The 17804-nt window shown below is 55.2% G+C and carries 14 protein-coding genes; 8 read left to right on the plus strand and 6 right to left on the minus strand.

Annotation, left to right across the window (positions count from 1 at the left end):
* Positions 1 to 60 precede the first annotated feature (60 nt).
* The gene (locus tag FHS27_RS22795) at positions 61 to 1302 is read left to right on the plus strand and encodes a Glu/Leu/Phe/Val family dehydrogenase (RefSeq protein ID WP_184307356.1); all 1242 of its coding nucleotides are present in this window, start codon (positions 61 to 63) and stop codon (positions 1300 to 1302) included.
* Positions 1303 to 1353: 51 nt separating this feature from the next.
* On the opposite strand, the gene FHS27_RS22800 is transcribed toward FHS27_RS22795, so the two are convergent.
* Complete coding sequence (locus tag FHS27_RS22800; RefSeq protein WP_009102177.1) at positions 1354 to 2343, minus strand: AAA family ATPase; 990 nt, start codon at positions 2341 to 2343, stop codon at positions 1354 to 1356.
* A gap of 296 nt (positions 2344 to 2639) precedes the next feature.
* Here FHS27_RS22800 and FHS27_RS22805 point away from each other — a divergent pair, with 296 nt between their 5' ends.
* The 7 genes from FHS27_RS22805 to FHS27_RS22835 all read left to right on the plus strand — a co-directional run bounded on the left by FHS27_RS22805 (position 2640) and on the right by FHS27_RS22835 (position 10531).
* Complete coding sequence (locus FHS27_RS22805) at positions 2640 to 5126, plus strand: DUF4159 domain-containing protein (protein WP_246420640.1); 2487 nt, start codon at positions 2640 to 2642, stop codon at positions 5124 to 5126.
* Positions 5127 to 5156: 30 nt separating this feature from the next.
* Positions 5157 to 5627 (plus strand): YraN family protein, encoded by a 471-nt coding sequence (locus FHS27_RS22810; RefSeq protein ID WP_246420642.1) that lies wholly within the window; start codon positions 5157 to 5159, stop codon positions 5625 to 5627.
* A 161-nt stretch (positions 5628 to 5788) separates the two neighbouring features.
* A complete protein-coding gene (locus FHS27_RS22815) occupies positions 5789 to 6592 on the plus strand; it encodes a segregation and condensation protein A (RefSeq protein ID WP_184307360.1) in 804 nt (267 codons plus the stop codon).
* 93 nt (positions 6593 to 6685) lie between these two features.
* Positions 6686 to 7525, plus strand: a complete 840-nt coding sequence (locus tag FHS27_RS22820; protein ID WP_009102170.1) for an MBL fold metallo-hydrolase — start codon at positions 6686 to 6688, stop codon at positions 7523 to 7525.
* A 4-nt stretch (positions 7526 to 7529) separates the two neighbouring features.
* A complete protein-coding gene (gene hemW, locus FHS27_RS22825) occupies positions 7530 to 8729 on the plus strand; it encodes a radical SAM family heme chaperone HemW (RefSeq protein WP_184307362.1) in 1200 nt (399 codons plus the stop codon).
* Positions 8730 to 9022: 293 nt separating this feature from the next.
* On the plus strand, positions 9023 to 9568 hold the full coding sequence (locus tag FHS27_RS22830; protein WP_236625035.1) for a thioredoxin family protein: 546 nt from the start codon (positions 9023 to 9025) through the stop codon (positions 9566 to 9568).
* A gap of 24 nt (positions 9569 to 9592) precedes the next feature.
* The gene (locus FHS27_RS22835) at positions 9593 to 10531 is read left to right on the plus strand and encodes a dihydrodipicolinate synthase family protein (RefSeq protein WP_009102167.1); all 939 of its coding nucleotides are present in this window, start codon (positions 9593 to 9595) and stop codon (positions 10529 to 10531) included.
* 53 nt (positions 10532 to 10584) lie between these two features.
* Here the strand turns inward: FHS27_RS22835 and FHS27_RS22840 are convergent, their stop codons facing one another.
* From FHS27_RS22840 to FHS27_RS22860, 5 genes are all read right to left on the minus strand, one after another.
* Complete coding sequence (locus FHS27_RS22840) at positions 10585 to 12042, minus strand: sulfatase-like hydrolase/transferase (RefSeq protein ID WP_184307364.1); 1458 nt, start codon at positions 12040 to 12042, stop codon at positions 10585 to 10587.
* A gap of 264 nt (positions 12043 to 12306) precedes the next feature.
* Positions 12307 to 14388, minus strand: coding sequence for a serine/threonine-protein kinase (locus tag FHS27_RS22845; RefSeq protein ID WP_009102165.1), 2082 nt, complete (start codon positions 14386 to 14388; stop codon positions 12307 to 12309).
* 56 nt (positions 14389 to 14444) lie between these two features.
* Positions 14445 to 15065 carry an RNA polymerase sigma factor gene (locus FHS27_RS22850; RefSeq protein WP_009102164.1) on the minus strand — a complete coding sequence of 207 codons (621 nt, stop codon included), beginning with the start codon at positions 15063 to 15065 and terminating at the stop codon, positions 14445 to 14447.
* A 512-nt stretch (positions 15066 to 15577) separates the two neighbouring features.
* Positions 15578 to 17143, minus strand: a complete 1566-nt coding sequence (locus FHS27_RS22855; RefSeq protein WP_184307366.1) for an alpha-L-fucosidase — start codon at positions 17141 to 17143, stop codon at positions 15578 to 15580.
* Positions 17144 to 17510: 367 nt separating this feature from the next.
* Entirely contained in the window at positions 17511 to 17696 is a 186-nt protein-coding gene (locus tag FHS27_RS22860) for a hypothetical protein (protein ID WP_184307368.1), read from the minus strand.
* Positions 17697 to 17804 lie beyond the last annotated feature (108 nt).

Below are 17804 nucleotides of genomic sequence, written 5' to 3' on the forward strand. Positions count from 1 at the left end.
CGCTACCATGTTCACGGAATGATCGGCCACTTCTTCACTCTTATCGCATGAAAGTTCATCATGAAAGCCTTCGAAGCCACTCGGTACTTTTTCTGCAAAGCCGCCGACCAGCTCGATATCAGTGAGGAATTGCGTGAAGCGTTGTTAATGCCTGATCGCGAGATCCAGGTGCAGGTCACGATCCGACGTGACGACGGCCGGCTCGCAAACTTCGTCGGCTTTCGCGTCCAACACGATCACGCCCGAGGCCCGATGAAAGGTGGTCTGCGTTATCACCAAGAAGTCGACCTGGACGAATCCCGAGCGTTGGCCAGTTTGATGACGTGGAAAACGGCTGTCGTCAACTTGCCATACGGCGGAGCGAAAGGCGGAATCGGTGTCGATCCGAGTCAGTTTTCTAAAACGGAAATCGAAAGGATGACCCGCGCTTTCGTTGACCAGATCCACGACATCGTCGGCCCCGACACCGATATTCCCGCGCCGGACATGGGGACCGACCATCAAGTCATGAGTTGGTTTCGCAACCAATGGGAAAAATATCACGGCTTCAACCCTGCCGTGATTACTGGCAAACCGGTTGAAGAATACGGTGCCAAAGGTCGTGAAGAAGCCACCGGCCGTGGTGTCGGAACGTTAACACAAAAACTGATCAAACGCCTCGGGATGACTCCTGAAAAAACTCGCATCGCAATCCAAGGTTTCGGCAACGTGGGATCGCACGCGGCGAAGTTCTTGCACGAAGGCCAGTTCCCGATCGTTGCCGTTTCGGACATCACCGGCACGTACTACAACGAAGACGGCCTGAACATTCAAAAGCTGCTGCGACACAAACTCGCACATCCAAAGGGACTGCTCGAAGGCTTTGACGGTGCCGAACATCTACCACTCGACGCGTTAATGAAACTCGATCCCGTCGATGTGCTCATTCCTGCGGCGTTAGGTGGCGTGATCACCGACGATAACGTGGACACTATCAAAGCCAAGGTGATTGTGGAAGCCGCGAACGGGCCGGTACATCCTGGCGCGGACGAAATTCTGAACGAGCGAGGCGTTACCGTCCTTCCGGATATTCTCGCCAACGCAGGCGGTGTGACGGTCAGCTATTTCGAGTGGGTACAGAACCGACAACACTATCGCTGGTCACTCGATCGCGTGCGACAAGAGTTGGACCATACGATGAACGAAGCGTTCGAAGACGTCTGGCAGATGGCCGCTCAACACGAGGTGTCTCTACGAACGGCGGCATACATGATCGGGATCTCACGCGTCAAACGTGCCACCGAACTTGCCGGACTCGCTTAAAGGTCCGCGCGAACTGAGAGCGAGATTTCCAATGGCGATTCGCCCGTGCCTTTACTTCGCCATCTTCGGCGGTTCGGGAATCTCGATGTCTTGCAGTAGTCGGGTGATGATTGCGTCCGTGTTCATCCCTTCGGCCTGGGCTTGGAAATTCGTCGCAATCCGGTGACGCAGCACAGGTAACGCGATGCGATGGATGTCGCCCGGTTCGACGTTAAACCGGCCGTTCATCGCAGCGATCGCTTTCGCGCCGGCAATCAAGTTTTGCCCCGCACGAGGACCGGCCCCCCAATCGACGAGTTCGCGGACGTAATCCGGCGCCGAGTCATCGCTGGGACGCGTTGCCCGAACTAAACGGGAGGCATATCGGATCACGAGCGGACCGGCCGCGATACTGGCCACGAGTTTTTGGCATGTCAAAATCGCTCGCGCCGACAGCACTTTGTTGACCGTTTGAGTTTCACCACGAGTTGTCGCGGTAAGAATCCGTTCCTCTTCTTCCGCAGTCGGGTAGTCAATTTTGATGTTGAACATGAACCGGTCGAGCTGAGCCTCCGGCAACGGGTAGGTGCCTTCTTGCTCGACGGGGTTTTGCGTGGCAATCGTGAAGAACGGATCGGGCAACGTGTGCGTGTCACGACCGATCGAAACCTGCCGTTCTTGCATCGCCTCGAGCAGAGCAGCTTGCGTCTTGGGCGGCGTCCGGTTGATTTCGTCCGCAAGCAGGATGTTCGTAAAAATCGGACCTTCGACAAAACGGAACATCCGGCGTCCCGATTCGTCTTCCTCGAGAACTTGGGTTCCGGTAATGTCCGATGGCATCAAGTCGGGCGTGAACTGCACCCGTTTGAACGTGACGTCCAGAATGTTAGCCAGAGTGCTGACCATCAATGTTTTGGCGAGTCCCGGAACACCTTCGAGCAAACAGTGGCCGCGTGTGAAGATCGCCGCTAAGAGCTGTTCGATCGTGTCGGTTTGCCCCACGATCACTTTCCCGAGTTCGTCTCGCATCTTTTGTTGATGTTCGGCGAATTCTCGCAACACATCGGCAAGGTTGCGTGGTTTTCCCGCCGCGGGCGCGTTCGAGGTCGGTTGTGCCGCTGGCGCCGCGGGTGGATTTGCAGATCCACCGCTTTTCGGAGAGACTGGGGGTGTTGAAGATTGATTCACCACGGGCGGTGGGGTTGGCGAAGACGAGTCTGTCATCGTGGTGCTTTGGCTCGTGGAACGTTTGGAATTGCGAGAACAGCCAGGATCCGCTGTCGGTTGCAGCGTAATGTTATCAGTCTAGGCGTTGCCAGTGAAAATCAAAATCGGGTTCAGCTTCGAGGATGACAACAATGTTTAAAACAAACCCAATGGAATGGGCAATGGTAACGAAGACGCACAAATTGGAACCACCCGGTCTCGATCAATCCCCCACGAAAGCCGGATGGGCGGGCAAACCAATCATGCGATGCCTAATCATCCTGTTGCTGTTGGTCGCTCAATCAACACCATCGCGTGCAGAGATTGATGCGATCACGGTCCAGCGCTCGATCGACCGTGGCATTGAATATTTGCGGAAGTCACAGAACGAACGCGGAGGATGGGAGGAATACGGTGGCCAATCGTGTGGATTGTCCGCCCTCTGCACTCTCGCGTGGGTGAACGCAGGTGTGTCTCGCCAAGATCCGGACTTGATCCGGGCGATCGAATATCTCCGCACATTTGAACCACAACAAACCTATTCGATTTCGCTGCAAACCCTTGTTTTTTGCGCCGTCGGGGCGTTGGAAGACCTGCCACGAATTCGGCGAAACGTCGCGTGGCTGGCCGAGCAGCAAAAGGGCCCCAACGACCGAAACAAGGGCGCCTGGACGTATGGCAACGGCCGAGGAAACGGCGACCCGTCCAATGCCCAATTCGCAGTATTGGCCCTCGGCGCGGCAGCCGAACGTGGCATCGAAGTTGACCCGAAAGTGTTTCAAGCCGCGGCCGATTATTGGCGCCGGATCCAATTGCGAAGAGGCGGATGGTCCTACGGCGGTCCACGACCGAGCGGTTCAATGACCTGTGCCGGGATCGCCTCGCTCTTAATCTGCGGCAGCAGCCTGAACGACCTCGACGATACCAAAAACGGCGAGCGATTGAATTGCTGTGGCGGCGGAGAATCAGACGAGGCACTCGAACGAGGACTGGACTTCCTTAGCGACATCTTCTCGATCCAAGCCAACCCGGGCGGCGAACTGCTCAGCTATTACTACTACCTCTACGCGGTCGAACGCGTCGGTCGATTGTCGGGCCGGCGGCTGATCGGCAACCGCGATTGGTACCGCGAGGGCGCCGAACGATTAGTCAGCTTGCAGGACGCATTCCAGGGATTCTGGAAAGGCGGCGGTGTCGTGGAGTCCAACCGCGATATCGCGACATCGTTTGCGCTACTGTTTTTGTCAAAGGGGAAACGACAAGTCGTTGTCGGACGTCTCGACCATCCGTCGCTGCGATCCGAAAGCGAGCAGCGACGCGGGAACGTCATCGTGCGAGTTGGTAACGAAGTCAAAACGGAAACTCTCCCGCACTCCGGCGCACTGCGCGAACTCGTCCGACACGTCGAACGTGATTGGTCCAAAGACCTGACTTGGCAAACGATCGTCGCCGACCAAGCCACCACGCAGGATCTGTTGAAGGCACCTGTGTTGGTGATTACGGGATCAAGCACCCTAAATTTCAATGCGGCGCTGCGAGAAAATCTCAAACAGTATCTCGATCAAGGCGGCACGATTCTGTTCGACTCACTCTCGGGTGACGGTTGCGGCGACGGGAAAGCGTTCGAACGCAGCGTCGTTTCTCTGTGCAGCGAGTGGTTCCCTAAATCGAAACTCGAGCGATTGCCGACCTCGCACCCGGTTTGGTTTGCCGAAGCTCCCGTGGATCCTGCCGCGATTGCAAACGATTACTGGGTCTATGGTGTCGGCGCGTGTTGCCGAACACCCGTCTTCTATTCGCCTCGCAGCCTAACGTGCCGTTGGTCCCGCGGTGGTCCTTTGCTCCGCGGCGTCGATCTGCCGCCTAAGATCGGACGCGAAGTGGTCGCGGGAATCACCATCGGTGAGAACATTCTGGCCTACGCGACCGGACGCGAACTCAAAGACAAACTCGACGGCTCCGGCGTCATCGTTGCCGGCGATGCGCCCCAGCCGACTCGCGGTGCGATTCCGATCGCATCCGGAGCTCTCGGTGCTGGCGAGGAACAGGTTCAACGTGCCCTTCCCAACGCCGCGTTGATCATTCGCGAGAAACTGACCGTCGAGGTGATTGCCGTCGATGAACCGATCGCGTTGACCGAGCAATCGCTGCGACGCATCGGCGTGCTCTATCTAACAGGCCAAACCGAATTTGAACTCGACGATGTGTCGCGAGCCGCATTGAAAAACTACATCGACCGCGAAGGCATCGTGATCGCGTCTCCGATCTGTGGCAGTGAGGCGTTCGCTTCGTCGGTGCGTCGTGAACTCGCCGCTCTCGTTCCCCAAGGAGAATTCACTGCCATGCCGAGCGACCACCCGGCGTGGACGACTCGATTCGGAGGGTTTGATCTCACCAATGTCGAGATCCGCGTTCCCAATCAAAAACGGGCGGGCGACCAATCACTCGTCGTTGCCCAACGTTCCGGATCGCCAGTGATGGAATCGATTCAAGTCAACGGCGTGGATACCATCTTCTATTCGCCGTTGGACCTGAGCTGTGCGTTGGAGAGCCAGAACTCGATCCAGTGCCCCGGTTACCCGACCGCCGACGCGGCCAAAATCATTGCAGGGGTGATTCTGTATGCGCTGCAGCAATAAACAACTCTCGAGGCTCGGCGAACCTTGGCGATGACAGGGCGAATCCGTAATTGGTTCTCGCCAACGAGACTTCGCGATCGATTTGAGTCTTGGCGGTACGGCGATTTTGATCCCAACGCAAAGCTCGGCAAGCGGGGCGAACAGGTCGCCGCGATCGAACTGCGACGCAAGGGCCTCCGGGTGATCGCGGAGAGCGAATCCGACCGGGCGGGCGAAATCGACCTGATCGCGATGGACGTCCGCCGCCGGCTGATCGTTTTTGTGGAAGTCAAAACGCTGGCGACGCGGCGTCCGGGACATCCCGCCGATCGAGTCGACGAAAAGAAACAGGCACGCATCAGCCGGGCCGCACTGAGGTACCTCAAACGGAAAAAGATCCTCGGCACCCCCTGCCGGTTCGACGTCATCGCCGTTTGGTGGCCCACTGACGAGCCCACACCGACCAAAATCGAGCACTATGAGGCTGCGTTCGAATCCACGATCGAGTACTCGTTTTACTGAGCCCAAACGACGCATTCCTCCTCATTCACCCCGTCACGACTTGAAAAACACGGGCAAACCGGTCAACTTGAGCAGTGAACCTTCCACCGCAGATCGCTTTCCTTTCGAAGCCCGACTCGACCTCGATCCCGATTTCAAAACATAACGCCACGTAGCAACTCATGAGTTTTCGCATTGACCTGCCGGTCTATCGTGGCCCGATCGACTTGCTGCTCTATCTGGTGCGGCGTCAAGAGTTGTCGTTGTCGGAGATGTCGTTGTCCAAGGTCGTCTCGCAGTACGTCGAGTACATCGATGTCTTGGAAGAGTTGGATCTCGGCGAAGTCGGTGACTTTTTGGAATTGGCCGCGACGCTGGTCGAGATGAAAAGCCTCGCCGTTTTGCCAAAGATCGAAGACGAGAGCGAGGAAGAGGCGATCGAGGAAACGCACGACGAGTTAGTGCACAAACTGTTGGAGTACAAAGAGATCCGCGACGCCGCCTCGGTGCTCGACGAAATGTCGACCCGTTGGCAAACGCGGTTCGAACGTCTCTCCGATGACTTACCGTCGCGGCGAAACGATCCGGCCGATCAACCGATTGTCGAACTCGAGATCTGGGATCTCGTTTCCGCGTTCGGTCGAATCATGCGTGAATCCGCTGGACCGCCACCGACCGAGGTGATCTACGATGACACCCCGATCCACGTTTACATGCAGCGGATCCACGAAGCCCTCGCGCAAAAAGAACGCGTCGAATTGATCGACTTGGTCGAGCCTGGGATGCATAAGTCAGCCTACATCGGCTGGTTCCTCGCCATGCTCGAACTCACTCGTCACCACGGTGCCGCCGTCACCGAAAATCAAAACGGTGACATCGAGGTCGTTCGCACGACCGACTACCACGCTGAACTCAACGTCAACGAAGTTGACAATTACGGTTCCAAGGCGATCGACAACAGCAACATGCCTATCCGGATGCGATAGGCAGGCCGCCCGTGGTTTTCTTCTCCTGGTCGGGAAATCTTCCCGCTCGATTTTTCATTTGTTTACTCATTCACTTCACCCTTTGTTCCGTACATGACCGAAAACGTTCCCCTCCTCTCACATGTTCATGACGGACTAACCATCGAAGGGTATTCGAGAGCCGCCGTGCAAACCTGCTGGCGCGTCAATGAACTGAAACTTTTGTTCGACGCCGGTATTCAACCATGGGATTTCATGGGAACGCCGACCATGTTCATTTCGCACGCCCACCTCGATCACATCGCCGCGTTGCCCGCGTACGTCTCGCGCCGACGGATGATGAAGATGGAACCGCCGGTGATCTATCTGCCGGACTCCGCCGTTGACACCGCGTGGAAGATGCTGCAACTCTTCCGCTCACTCGACCGTGGCGCCATGCCATGCGAGTTGGTCGGTTTGTTAGGTGGTGATGAAACCAAAATCGGTAGGGAATATGTGGTCAAGAGTGTCGACGTCAAACACACCATCGATGCACTCGGTTTCATCGTCTACCAACGACGCCACAAACTCAAACCCGAGTATCTCGAACTCTCCGGAGAAGAGATCCGTAACCTGCGTCTCGCCGGAACGGAAATCACGACCGAACGCCGCGTTCCGGTATTCGCGTACACCGGCGACACTGCCCCGAAAGGCCTCGACGATAACCCCGAATTCTACGACGCAAAAATTCTCGTCAGTGAGCTAACGTTCGCCGCCCCCGAGCATCGACGCGAAAAAATCCATAAACACGGGCACATGCACGTCGACGATTACCGCGAACGAAAAGACAACTTCAAGAATGAGTTGATCATCGGATCGCACGCATCGACCCGCTACACCGACGCGCAAATCAAACGCTTCGTTAAAAAGGTGCTGCCCGACATGCTCGATCAACGACTGAAGTTGTGGATCTAAACGCATGACCGGCGAGATGATTGCCTCCGAATCGCATCACCCAACGCCACCAGGCGGATGGCCGCAACCGCGTGCGATGTACGTACATGTCCCCTTTTGCCGGCATCGCTGCGGATATTGCAATTTCAGTGTCCTCGCCGGGCGAGATGATTTGCAAGACCGTTTCCTCGATGCGATCGAGATTGAAATCCAAACCGTTCGATCACGTGAGTACGGCGAGGCATTGATCGATCTCGACACGTTATATCTCGGCGGCGGTACACCGACTCAACTGACACGACCAAGACTGCAACGACTGCTCGCGATCCTGATGGAAAACGTGAGCCTCTCGCAAAATCCGGAATTCACCTGCGAAGCGAACCCGGAAGACATCAATCCGGAAACGCTCGCCGCGCTCACTGACGCCGGCGTGAACCGAATGAGTTTGGGCGTGCAATCGTTTCAAAATCCAAAACTGCAAACCCTCCAACGCTCACACAAAGGCGACGAAGCAGTTGCGGCGATCCAAATGGCGAGCGAATCGATCGGGAACCTATCGATCGATCTGATTTTTGCCGTTCCCGGCGAAACGCTCGCGCAGTGGCAAACGGATTTGGACACGGCGACGTCATTGCCCATTCAACACATCTCCACGTATTCATTGACGTACGAGAAAGGCACCGAGTTCTGGTCGCAACGGCGACGCGGAGGATTGACGCCCGTCGACGAAGACACGGACGTGAAAATGTATCGCGTGTCGCGGCGGAGTCTCGCGGATTCCGGATTCGAACACTACGAAATCAGCAGTTTCGCAAAACCCGGATTTCGAAGTCGCCACAATGCGATGTACTGGAACGGTCACGGTTGGTATGCCCTCGGCCCCGGTGCCGCACGTTTTGTCGGCGGCGACCGCAACGTGAACCACCGTAGCCCGACGACTTACATCAAACGGATGATCGAACAATCCGATGCGACGACGGAATGCGAACCGATTTCTCTCGACCAACATGCCCGAGAGATCGCAGCATTCGGCATTCGGCAGATCGACGGTATCGATCTGCGCGAAATTGACCGGCGTGTGGGATACGACTTTTCTTCATCCATTGATTCGATAATCGATTCGTGCGAAAAGGCCGGGCTGCTGATCCGCCGGGACAGTCACGTTCGCCTGACTCAGCGAGGGCTGATGTTTGCGGATTCGGTCGAATCACAAATTCTTGAATAACCACATTCACCGATCGATGCTGGCATCCCAGCCGTGCCGGAACCGGTCCCGTTGGCGGTAGCGTAAGGCATCCTTTCCGTCACCTGGTTTGCGCAAAACTCCCAAACCAACGTCGGGGGAGGAGAAAAACGCTGGCTGGGTGAGAAACAACTGGACACTTGCCCAGCCCGCTTAATCATCTTATTTTAACCAGCATCTTTTCGTTACGGCGCTGCGACGGTCGATGATCTTCCCTTGTGACGCCTCAATTGTTCTCGGTTCTACCGTTGAGCCCTTCTCCGAGGAATAATGCTTTGTCGAAGCGTCAAACGGCTGCGGGATGCAGTCACGTAGGTGGTTTCTTACAAATTGATCACAGTATCGTTCGCCGGGCTGCTTTGCTGGCCTCCGTCTTCTTCCTGTCACCTCTCGCCAACGCACGCGCCGAAATGCCCGCACCGGCGTCCGAGTTGACGTCCAGCCGAGCAGTTTCCGCAGACGGGCTGCAGTGGCACGACAGCCTCGAAAGCGGTTGGAAAGAAGCCAAAGAGACGGGACGACCGATGGTCATTTTCATCACCAGCGAGCAGTGCGTTTACTGCGACGCAATGAAACGCGATACACTCTGTGATGAATCCGTTCGCAAACGATTGGTTTCCCGTTTCGTTCCGATCCGATTACGCCCCGGAACGAATAACCAAGTGCTCTCGCGCATCCGAATTTCGGCCTATCCAACCACCCTGGTCGCGCATCCGAAGGGTAAAGTGATGACCCATCGGATCGGTTACCAACCGGTGGCGAAGTTCCACGAGATGTTGAGCGAAGTGGCACCGGCGGACGATTCGATTGCAATCCGATAGTCTCTTTGAGAAATAACGGCAACGATGTTAGAGGCTCCTCCGAATCCGCGCCGTCTCTCAGGAATCTTTTGCCCCAACATCACGCCGGTCGACGATCAGGGACGCGTCGACGAGGAACGTTTGCGTGAGTACGTCGATTGGTTGATCCAACACGGGGTCGACGGACTTTATCCCAACGGCAGTACGGGCGAGTTCGTGCGGTTTACCCCCGCCGAGCGACGTCGCATCGTCGAAGTGGTGATCGACCAAACGGCAGGGCGCGTGCCTGTCCTGGCGGGCGCCGCCGAATCGAACGTGAACGAAACCGTTGCGGCATGCAACGCCTACGGCGACATGGGAGTTGCCGCCGTCGCAATTGTCGCCCCTTTCTATTATCGCCTCGGCAGCGAGTCAGTCCACGCGTACTTCACAAAGATCGCCGAGCAAGTCGAAGTCGACGTGACGCTGTACAACATTCCCATGTTCGCGTCGCCGATCGATGTGGAAACCGTACGCCGTCTCGCTAGCGAGCAACCACGAATCATCGGAATCAAGGACAGCACCGGTGACGTTGCCAACGTGTTGCGAATGATGGCGGCTGTCCGACCGATCCGTGACGATTTTTCGTTTCTAACCGGATGGGACGCATCCCTCACTCCGATGTTGATCGCGGGAGTCGACGGTGGGACGAACGCGACCAGCGGTGTGGTGCCCGAACTAACCCGAGCGATCCATCGCCACGTCATCACCGGACAAACCAGCCTCGCCATGCGACTGCAATACGATCTGCTGAACCTATTCGACCAGTTGCTCGCCATAGGAGAGTTCCCGGATGGTTTTCGTGCCGGTGCTCGTGCCCGAGGCTGGGAACTCGGGCCAGGGCGTCTGCCGTATTCGACTGAGCGAAGCGAGCAGATTGCAACCGCTCAACCGTCGATCACGTCACTGGTCAACACCGTCGTCCAACGCGTCCGAACTCCCTAACGTATCGCCACGACGCGAGCGTTACCCGACATCAAACATCGCTTGCGGGAATATCATTCGTTCCCATTCGTGATCACCGGCCAATCTGGATGGATGGGGCGAAGCTTCGCGTTCTTGCCCCCTTTTGCTGGCGGCGCCGGCGGAGCGATTTGCAGCACGCTCTTCAACTGCCCACGTGCCGTTTCGCCACGTTCTCCCGCTTCACCTTTCGCGAGGTCGTTCAGCTCTTTCAGGTCGTTCGGCACAAGATAAAACGTTCCGTCACGATAAAGTTTGAACTGCTGGTCGCGTACGTATTGCGCACCCGTGACTGAACCCCAATACGGCTGATAGTGACAAAGAACCCAGTCTCGCGGATTTCCCTTGTCGCCATTGATTTGTGGTAGAACGCTTCGCCCGTCGATCGGGTCATCTTCGCCGAGCGTCAGGGCCGCTGCCTCGGCAAACGTAGCATAGAAATCCGTGAAATCGACGAGATCATCGCAAACGCTTCCTACGGGCGTATGCCCCTTCCAATAGGCAACCATCGGAACGTGTGTTCCCATGTCTTTCGTCCCGCCCTTGCCGCCTTGGATCCTCTGGCCGTTCCACTGAGAGGCGATCCCGCGATTGGTTCCGTTATCGGCCGTGAACAGAATAAGCGTGTTGTCGAGCTGGCCAGCCTCCTCGACCGTCCGAACGATCTTGCCAACGATCTTATCCAAGTAATTCACCATGGCGACGAAGTTGGCCTTCTGTGCGGGTTTGTTCTTGGGAGCCTTGTTCGCGGAATGGTCTCGGGTTTGGTCACCAATCGTATCAGGCGTGGGAACAAACGGACTGTGTACCAGCACCGTGGGATAATAAACAAAGAAGGGTTTGTCGCGATCGCGTTTGATAAAATCGCAAACGAAGTCGGACATGATGTCGGGGCCGTACTGATTCGCGTTATCTTGCGAACTCAAGAACTGCCCGTTGCTCTCCAGCGGCGGACTCCAAAATCGCTCGCCACCCCCGACGGCATTCTTCTCCTTCGTTAACTGCCAAAGACAATATTCGTCAAACCCTGTTTGATGAGGACGCGTGCTGTCGGTACAACCTTCGGCCTTGTGATACAGACCATTGAGCTGCCACTTACCCGCGACCGCCGTTTCGTAACCCGCCGACTGCAGTAAGTTGCCGAACGTCTTGTCTTGCGGGTTGAGGTATCCGAAATGAGTGTAGTTTCGGAAGCTGTATTGTCCTGTCATGATTTTCACGCGTGACGGCGTGCAAATCGGAGTTGAATAGCAATGATTAAATCGAATGCCTCGATTTGCGAGCGAGTCGATGTGGGGCGTTTGATAGTCTTCAGCACCGTAACAACCAAAGCACTCCCAACTCACATCATCCGCCATGATCAAGATAATATTGGGCGGTTGCGTTCTCTCGTCGTCCGTTGAGTCGCTATTGAGCGACTGACCGCTGAGGTTGCCTGTCCCCATCAGGATGAGAACGCACAACAGGTGAGCCAAGAAAAGCGGATGATTCATTACCAAAGATCCCTACCAAACTCGTCAAAAGAACGAAACGCACAGTCTGATTGTAGACGTAATCACCCGTGCCCGTGCCCTACGGAATGCAACCACATGATTGATGGCACGCGATCAACGAACACCAGACCAAGATCTCAATCCGAGCCGGTACAACGCAATCGGTCACGCTTAAACCGATGTGACCAAACCGTAAAAGCTTCTCAATCGCATCCGGCAAATCTGTTTGAAATCACGAGGATTTCACAACTTAAGTGGCTGAACTCATTCCGTCCCTTGAATGATCTCAATCGAGTCAGGCACCATCGCGAGTTGAAATTCCGAGACTTGACCTGGATCAATGTAGACCCTTCGCAGGCTACGATTGTTCTGCAATCGCGATAGATCCGTGATCGGCGTCTGACGAATATCGAGCTCTTGAAGTTCGAGGCCGACGAGGTCGGAAAGCCTGGAAATATCCGTGCCGCGAAGATCCAGAACTCGCGGTTTGAGGAGGTACACCAAGCATAATTTCTCAGCAACATGCCTTCCGCCGCTGAACACCCTTGCCAACCGAGTCAGTCCTTCGCCACGCAATCGAATGGTTTCGGTCGCGGCCTCATAAGTCATTTCTGGATTTTCCCATTTGGGATTATTAATCGCAATCCACTCCCGAGTAAGTTCAATTTTGTCGTCGATTGCCGTGCGGCGCAGGCTATCGAAAATCAGCATCTTTTCCGCAAGCTGCCCTCGACGTAACTTCAACTCTCCGGGGCCGGGCGCGCACAACTCGTGAATGAGTGAGATGAATTCGTCAGTATCGAGATAGCCCTCGGCATCTTGCAGTTGCAAATATTTCTCTGCGAGCAATACAAGGTCCGGTTCAATAATCTTGCCATCGTCGACTAGCTCCAATGCCGACGCAAAATCTTGAGTCATGAAGTGCAGGTAATATTTCTGCAACCATGCTTTCGAAGCCGGTGGCGGTTCAAAGCTGAGGATCGACTCGAGATGCTGCTGCGAATGTGCGATCGCCATCGGCAACGCCTCATCTCGCAGATAAGTCGCATCCGTCACAAAATCTGAATTGTCGATTGCCGATAGGATCTGCCGATATTGGCGTTTTTCAGATTCCTCCTTCTCCGCGAGGTATTGGGCGAGCGACGTCACCGCTTCCGCTTGCGATTGCTCAGCGACGATCTGCGCTCTCTCCGATCGTTCGAGAGCTTCGACGGCTTGCTGTCGACTGAGCCGAAGTTGAATCATGAAAAACGCCACACATGTCGCAAAAATCACCAGCAATCCAAAAGCAATCGCGCAGGCTTCACGATGCCGCCGATAGAACAACGCCGCTTCGCGTCGAAGGCTCAATCGCTCGACCGAGGTGCTGTATCCACCCAAAAAGCGCGAGATGTCGCTCCTGAGCTCCGCGACCTTTTGATATCGCGCCCTTGGAACGGTCGCAGTTGCCTTGGCGATCGTTGCTGCCAATGCCGCATCTAATTTGGAATCGGCATGAGAACCGCTGACGGAACCGGTTGGCACCTCGAGTGTTAATAGTTCGCGCAACAGACATCCCATCGCGTAGATGTCCATTTGAGGAGTCTTCGTTTGGCGTTTATCCTTTTGTTCCGGCGCCATGTACACCGGCGTCCCCTTCGCAGACTCCAACAGCGATCCATACAGATCGGGATCGAGCAACACAGCAGAGTTGTTTTGGCTCTGCTCTTGCGCCATCACAACGCCCATCCCCCAGTCGCAGACTTTCACTTCGCCATAGTCACCTACGAAGATGTTTTCAGGCTTGATGTCCAAATGCAAGATTCGCCGCGAGTGGGCATAGGCGATGGCATCGCAGACTCGCTGAAAAATTTCCAACCGTCTCTGCAACGGGAATTCAGCAAGTTGCTCCGCTTTCTTTAACGATTTCAACACGTCTCGTAACGAACGCCCCTGTTTCAACTCCATCGTGAAAAACGGGCGTCCCTCGTCATCGACGCCCATGTCAAACAGGTCGATGATGTTGGGGTGGTCCAACCGCGCGGTTAGGTGTGCCTCTCGCAAGAAGGCGTCGAACTGATCCCTCGAAAACTCAGGCAATGGCTTGGCCAACGCAGCATGTCGCGCCGCCTTCGCGTCGTAAACACGATAGACCTCTTTCATGCCCCCGCGCCCAATCAGTTCCGGATCCTGATAGCGAGATTTGATTCGTGAAATCGCACAGAAAAGCGGACAGATGTCGTCGTCGGACTCCAAGCCTTGCCCGTACGCCTTCGTCGGATCCGCTTGGTCGAACACGTCGTCTACGATCGGATTGATCCGTTCGATACGGTCGATGGCGTCTCGGGAAATTGAACTATCGGACATTAAAATTGATCAGTGAATTTTCGATTGAATGGATAATTTCGTGCAATTCCGACGAACTACGGCGTGCTGTCGGGAAACTCGAGTTCGCGTCGCAGTTCGAACGCTTCGAGAATCAATCGCTTTTTGACTCGATGTTTCAATACATACACGCTTTCTTCACGGATGTTCAAATCCCGACTGATTTGGGCTGCCGATTCACCCTCCACGCTGCGAACAAACACATCCAACGCATCACCGGAAAAGACCGATTTGAGACGTTCCAAGGCGAGATTGACAATGTGCTGTCGCCACTCTTTCTCAATCTGTTCTTCCAAATCGGATTCACACATCAGTGAATGCTGGATCTGCTCCACTTCCGTACTCATCGTTTTGCTGTTTCGCCGTTGATGCCGGTGCCAGTCCATCGCGGTGTTGTGGATCAGTCGCGAAAGCCAACTGCGAAAACGTGCCCGATTTGGCTGATGGCGGTAATTCACCAGATCACGCCAAAGCCGCATTAACGCCAATTGGCAAGCATCATCGAGATCCGATCCGGACACACCAAGGTGGGTCAAGATGCGTCGAACGAACGGCCGGTAGTAGTCGAGCAATTCCTCCCACGCTGGATGATCCTTGCCCGATTGGGCGAGTTCCAACAGCGAAATACGGGTCGGTAAGTTTTGCGAGTGACTGTTCATGTACTCAACGATGGAACACGGTCGGTTGGGAACCTTAAATATACTCGGCTGTCACCGCAGACGGAATCGAAGATCTATACATCATTTTCATTCAAACGCCGATGACTCGCAAAATTCCGGCCTCAAACGCCAAAAAGAGAGAGCCAAATTCGCATGCCCCGCGGAGGCAGACGTCGCCTCTTTGGAAACCCAGCACATCTCAAATTCGCCGATGCAGGTCAGCCAAACGGTCCTTGCCGGCGGCACATTGGCATGCGGCTGAAAACGAGCGAGTGTGAACGGAAGACTACGGCTGACCCGTGTTAGAAATGCACCGTTATCTTCATGTCATCGTGCAACGAATATAACGTCACGCAAGGCCGCAAAGATTTTTAACAATCTCGACGGCGTGTTGCCTCCAGCCGAATTAGACGGCGATTCAACTCAAACGTGACGAGCCCCCGTGTAATAACTCGCCGAGGCGCCCAAAGACACCTCGGCGGAATTCTCACCTTCGTGCTCGTGATTACTGGCTACTGAATGACGACCTTGAACACGGTTGCGATCGCGTTCGAATCAGTTGCCGGCGGGGCGGTCAAGCTGAGAACGCCTTCATCGAACGTCCACTCGCAATCCGAATCAGCCCCCAACTGAGAAACCGTGGCAACCGCGAGATCGTCATTGTTTCCGTCAGCGAGGTGTTTAATCGTAATCTCCTCGCCCGGCGTTGGTTGTCCCAGCAGAAAGACGTAGATGCTTTTACCATCCGCCGACCGGGTAAATCGTACATCCTTAGCGGAGTACTGAATCGTGGCTGCTTGCCCGCCGTGACTGCCGTCCTTGATCGCCGCTTCGCCGTACCCATAGATGGAATGCGGACGGGTTCCGTAGACGGCTTCACCATACATTTCCATCCATTGGCCCAGCCCTTTCAAGCGGTCGAGTTGCTCGTCCGGAATGACGCCATCGGCCCGAGGTGAAACGTTCAACAGGACGACGCCGCGTTTACTCCACACGTCGATCATGTTCCGTACCAACAACGGCAACGGCTTGTATTTCTGATTTTGAACGTAGCACCACCCACTGGCACTGAGAGTGATGTCCGTCATCCAAACTCGATCGGGCATGTCTTTCATTCCACCCTGTTCGATATCCAAAACACGCAAATCATCCGGCATGTCTTCTTGCTTGCAGATCAAGGCCACTTCTTTGCCACGATGTTCCCCCGCATTGAAATGATGCGCCGCCATACGTTGACGATATTCTTCCGGAATCACGTCCAACCAGGAATCGAACCAGATCATGTCGGGGGAATACTCGTCAACGACTTCCTGGACCAGGCTGAGCCAATACTCGTTGAACTCTTCTTCCGGCATGTTGCCGTAGAGCTTGCGAAGTTTGGGATCGTCCGAGGAAGTAAAGAGATTTTTGTCGTACCGGTAATAGCTCAGCGCTCGCTCACCGTCAGGCTGGCCATCACGTTGTCGTTGGCCAGTGAAGGAGTGATGAAATGTCGTGATCGTCTTCATGCCACGATCGCGAAGCGCGGCCAGCAATTCTCCCGTAACGTCTCGCTGCGGCCCCTCGGCTTTCGCATTGTTCGGATTGATTTTGCTATCCCACATCGAAAATCCGTCATGATGCTGCGCGACGGGTCCCGCGAACCGAGCGCCCGCGGACTGGAACAGATCTGCCCATTTCTCGGGATCGAAATGCTCAGCCGTGAACATTGGAATGAAATGGTGATAGCCAAACTCATCGATCGGGCCGTAATGCTTCTCGTGATATTCCTTTGTGCCCGCGCCCCAACTCTTAGGTTTCGACATGTGCATCCAACGCGGATACCACTCCGTCCGGTATGCGGGAACGCTGTACGGCCCCCAATGGAAATAGATCCCCAGTTTGGCATCGTTAAGCCACTCAGGTGCACTGCCGTGTTTGCCAAGTGACTCCCAATCCGGTGCATAGACCTCCGGGTATTGGTTCGCCTGAAAGCCGCTCGCCGCATCCTGCGCTTCCACCGCAGGTGAAAAACCAAGGGCGCAGAAGAAACAAGCAGCGATTAGTGTTCGCGTCGCGAACTTCATAATTCGATTCATTGATGTTGTTCTAAGGAGAGTGAGTGTTTGCGATTGTCGCTCAGTCGAATACGGAACAACCTGTAACCGACCCGATGGTGAGGAAACGACAACACCGCTGCATTCTACGTTCGTACGTTAAAAGAGTAATCGCACGTTCGCTAAAACATGCCCCTTTTTTTGGGCACGTCGGCTCGCTCTCGCAAAGCGACAGCCTCGCCAAGCATATAGATTCCAACACAGCAAACGGTTTATCAGTCGTCCCGTCGTATCAGGTGCCTCGACAAACGACATCAACTCATGACGACCTGACTCAATAGATAACGAAGCCGTTAGCGCCGTCGTGATTACAAGACACGCATACGACTGCTGAATCGATTTCTGCGTTTCACTCAAATTCTTGTTGCAGGCAATCTCGAAGTAGATTCTGCGCGGCGTTGCTGCTGCAATCGTCGACTTCCATTCCCGTACGCGTTCCGACGTCAACGTTGTTCGCGAAGACACGTCGAGACAGACCACTGCCGATTGCACATTGCGTTTTCTGGAGGAACCGGTTCGGCAAACTTTCGCTCATGCGTTCCCATGGCCACTGGTTTGACTCCGATGTGCCCGAAACCCGTTTTTTCTCACGCTCTCGAACGGACAGCCCCACTCCGCTAAAATGGGGCAGCCATGTTCATCG

Source organism: Aporhodopirellula rubra (assembly GCF_014192335.1).
GTDB lineage: Bacteria > Planctomycetota > Planctomycetia > Pirellulales > Pirellulaceae > Rhodopirellula > Rhodopirellula rubra.

What these genes read in the sequence shown, in the direction of transcription:
- FHS27_RS22795 (WP_184307356.1), top strand. Translation starts at nt 61, where the DNA reads ATGAAAGCCTTCGAAGCCACTCGGTACTTTTTCTGCAAAGCCGCCGAC.
- FHS27_RS22805 (WP_246420640.1), top strand. Translation starts at nt 2,640, where the DNA reads ATGTTTAAAACAAACCCAATGGAATGGGCAATGGTAACGAAGACGCAC.
- FHS27_RS22810 (WP_246420642.1), top strand. Translation starts at nt 5,157, where the DNA reads ATGACAGGGCGAATCCGTAATTGGTTCTCGCCAACGAGACTTCGCGAT.
- FHS27_RS22815 (WP_184307360.1), top strand. Translation starts at nt 5,789, where the DNA reads ATGAGTTTTCGCATTGACCTGCCGGTCTATCGTGGCCCGATCGACTTG.
- FHS27_RS22820 (WP_009102170.1), top strand. Translation starts at nt 6,686, where the DNA reads ATGACCGAAAACGTTCCCCTCCTCTCACATGTTCATGACGGACTAACC.
- hemW (WP_184307362.1), top strand. Translation starts at nt 7,530, where the DNA reads ATGACCGGCGAGATGATTGCCTCCGAATCGCATCACCCAACGCCACCA.
- FHS27_RS22835 (WP_009102167.1), top strand. Translation starts at nt 9,593, where the DNA reads ATGTTAGAGGCTCCTCCGAATCCGCGCCGTCTCTCAGGAATCTTTTGC.
- FHS27_RS22840 (WP_184307364.1), bottom strand. Translation starts at nt 12,042, where the DNA reads ATGAATCATCCGCTTTTCTTGGCTCACCTGTTGTGCGTTCTCATCCTG.
- FHS27_RS22845 (WP_009102165.1), bottom strand. Translation starts at nt 14,388, where the DNA reads ATGTCCGATAGTTCAATTTCCCGAGACGCCATCGACCGTATCGAACGG.
- FHS27_RS22850 (WP_009102164.1), bottom strand. Translation starts at nt 15,065, where the DNA reads ATGAACAGTCACTCGCAAAACTTACCGACCCGTATTTCGCTGTTGGAA.
- FHS27_RS22855 (WP_184307366.1), bottom strand. Translation starts at nt 17,143, where the DNA reads ATGAATCGAATTATGAAGTTCGCGACGCGAACACTAATCGCTGCTTGT.
- FHS27_RS22860 (WP_184307368.1), bottom strand. Translation starts at nt 17,696, where the DNA reads ATGAGCGAAAGTTTGCCGAACCGGTTCCTCCAGAAAACGCAATGTGCA.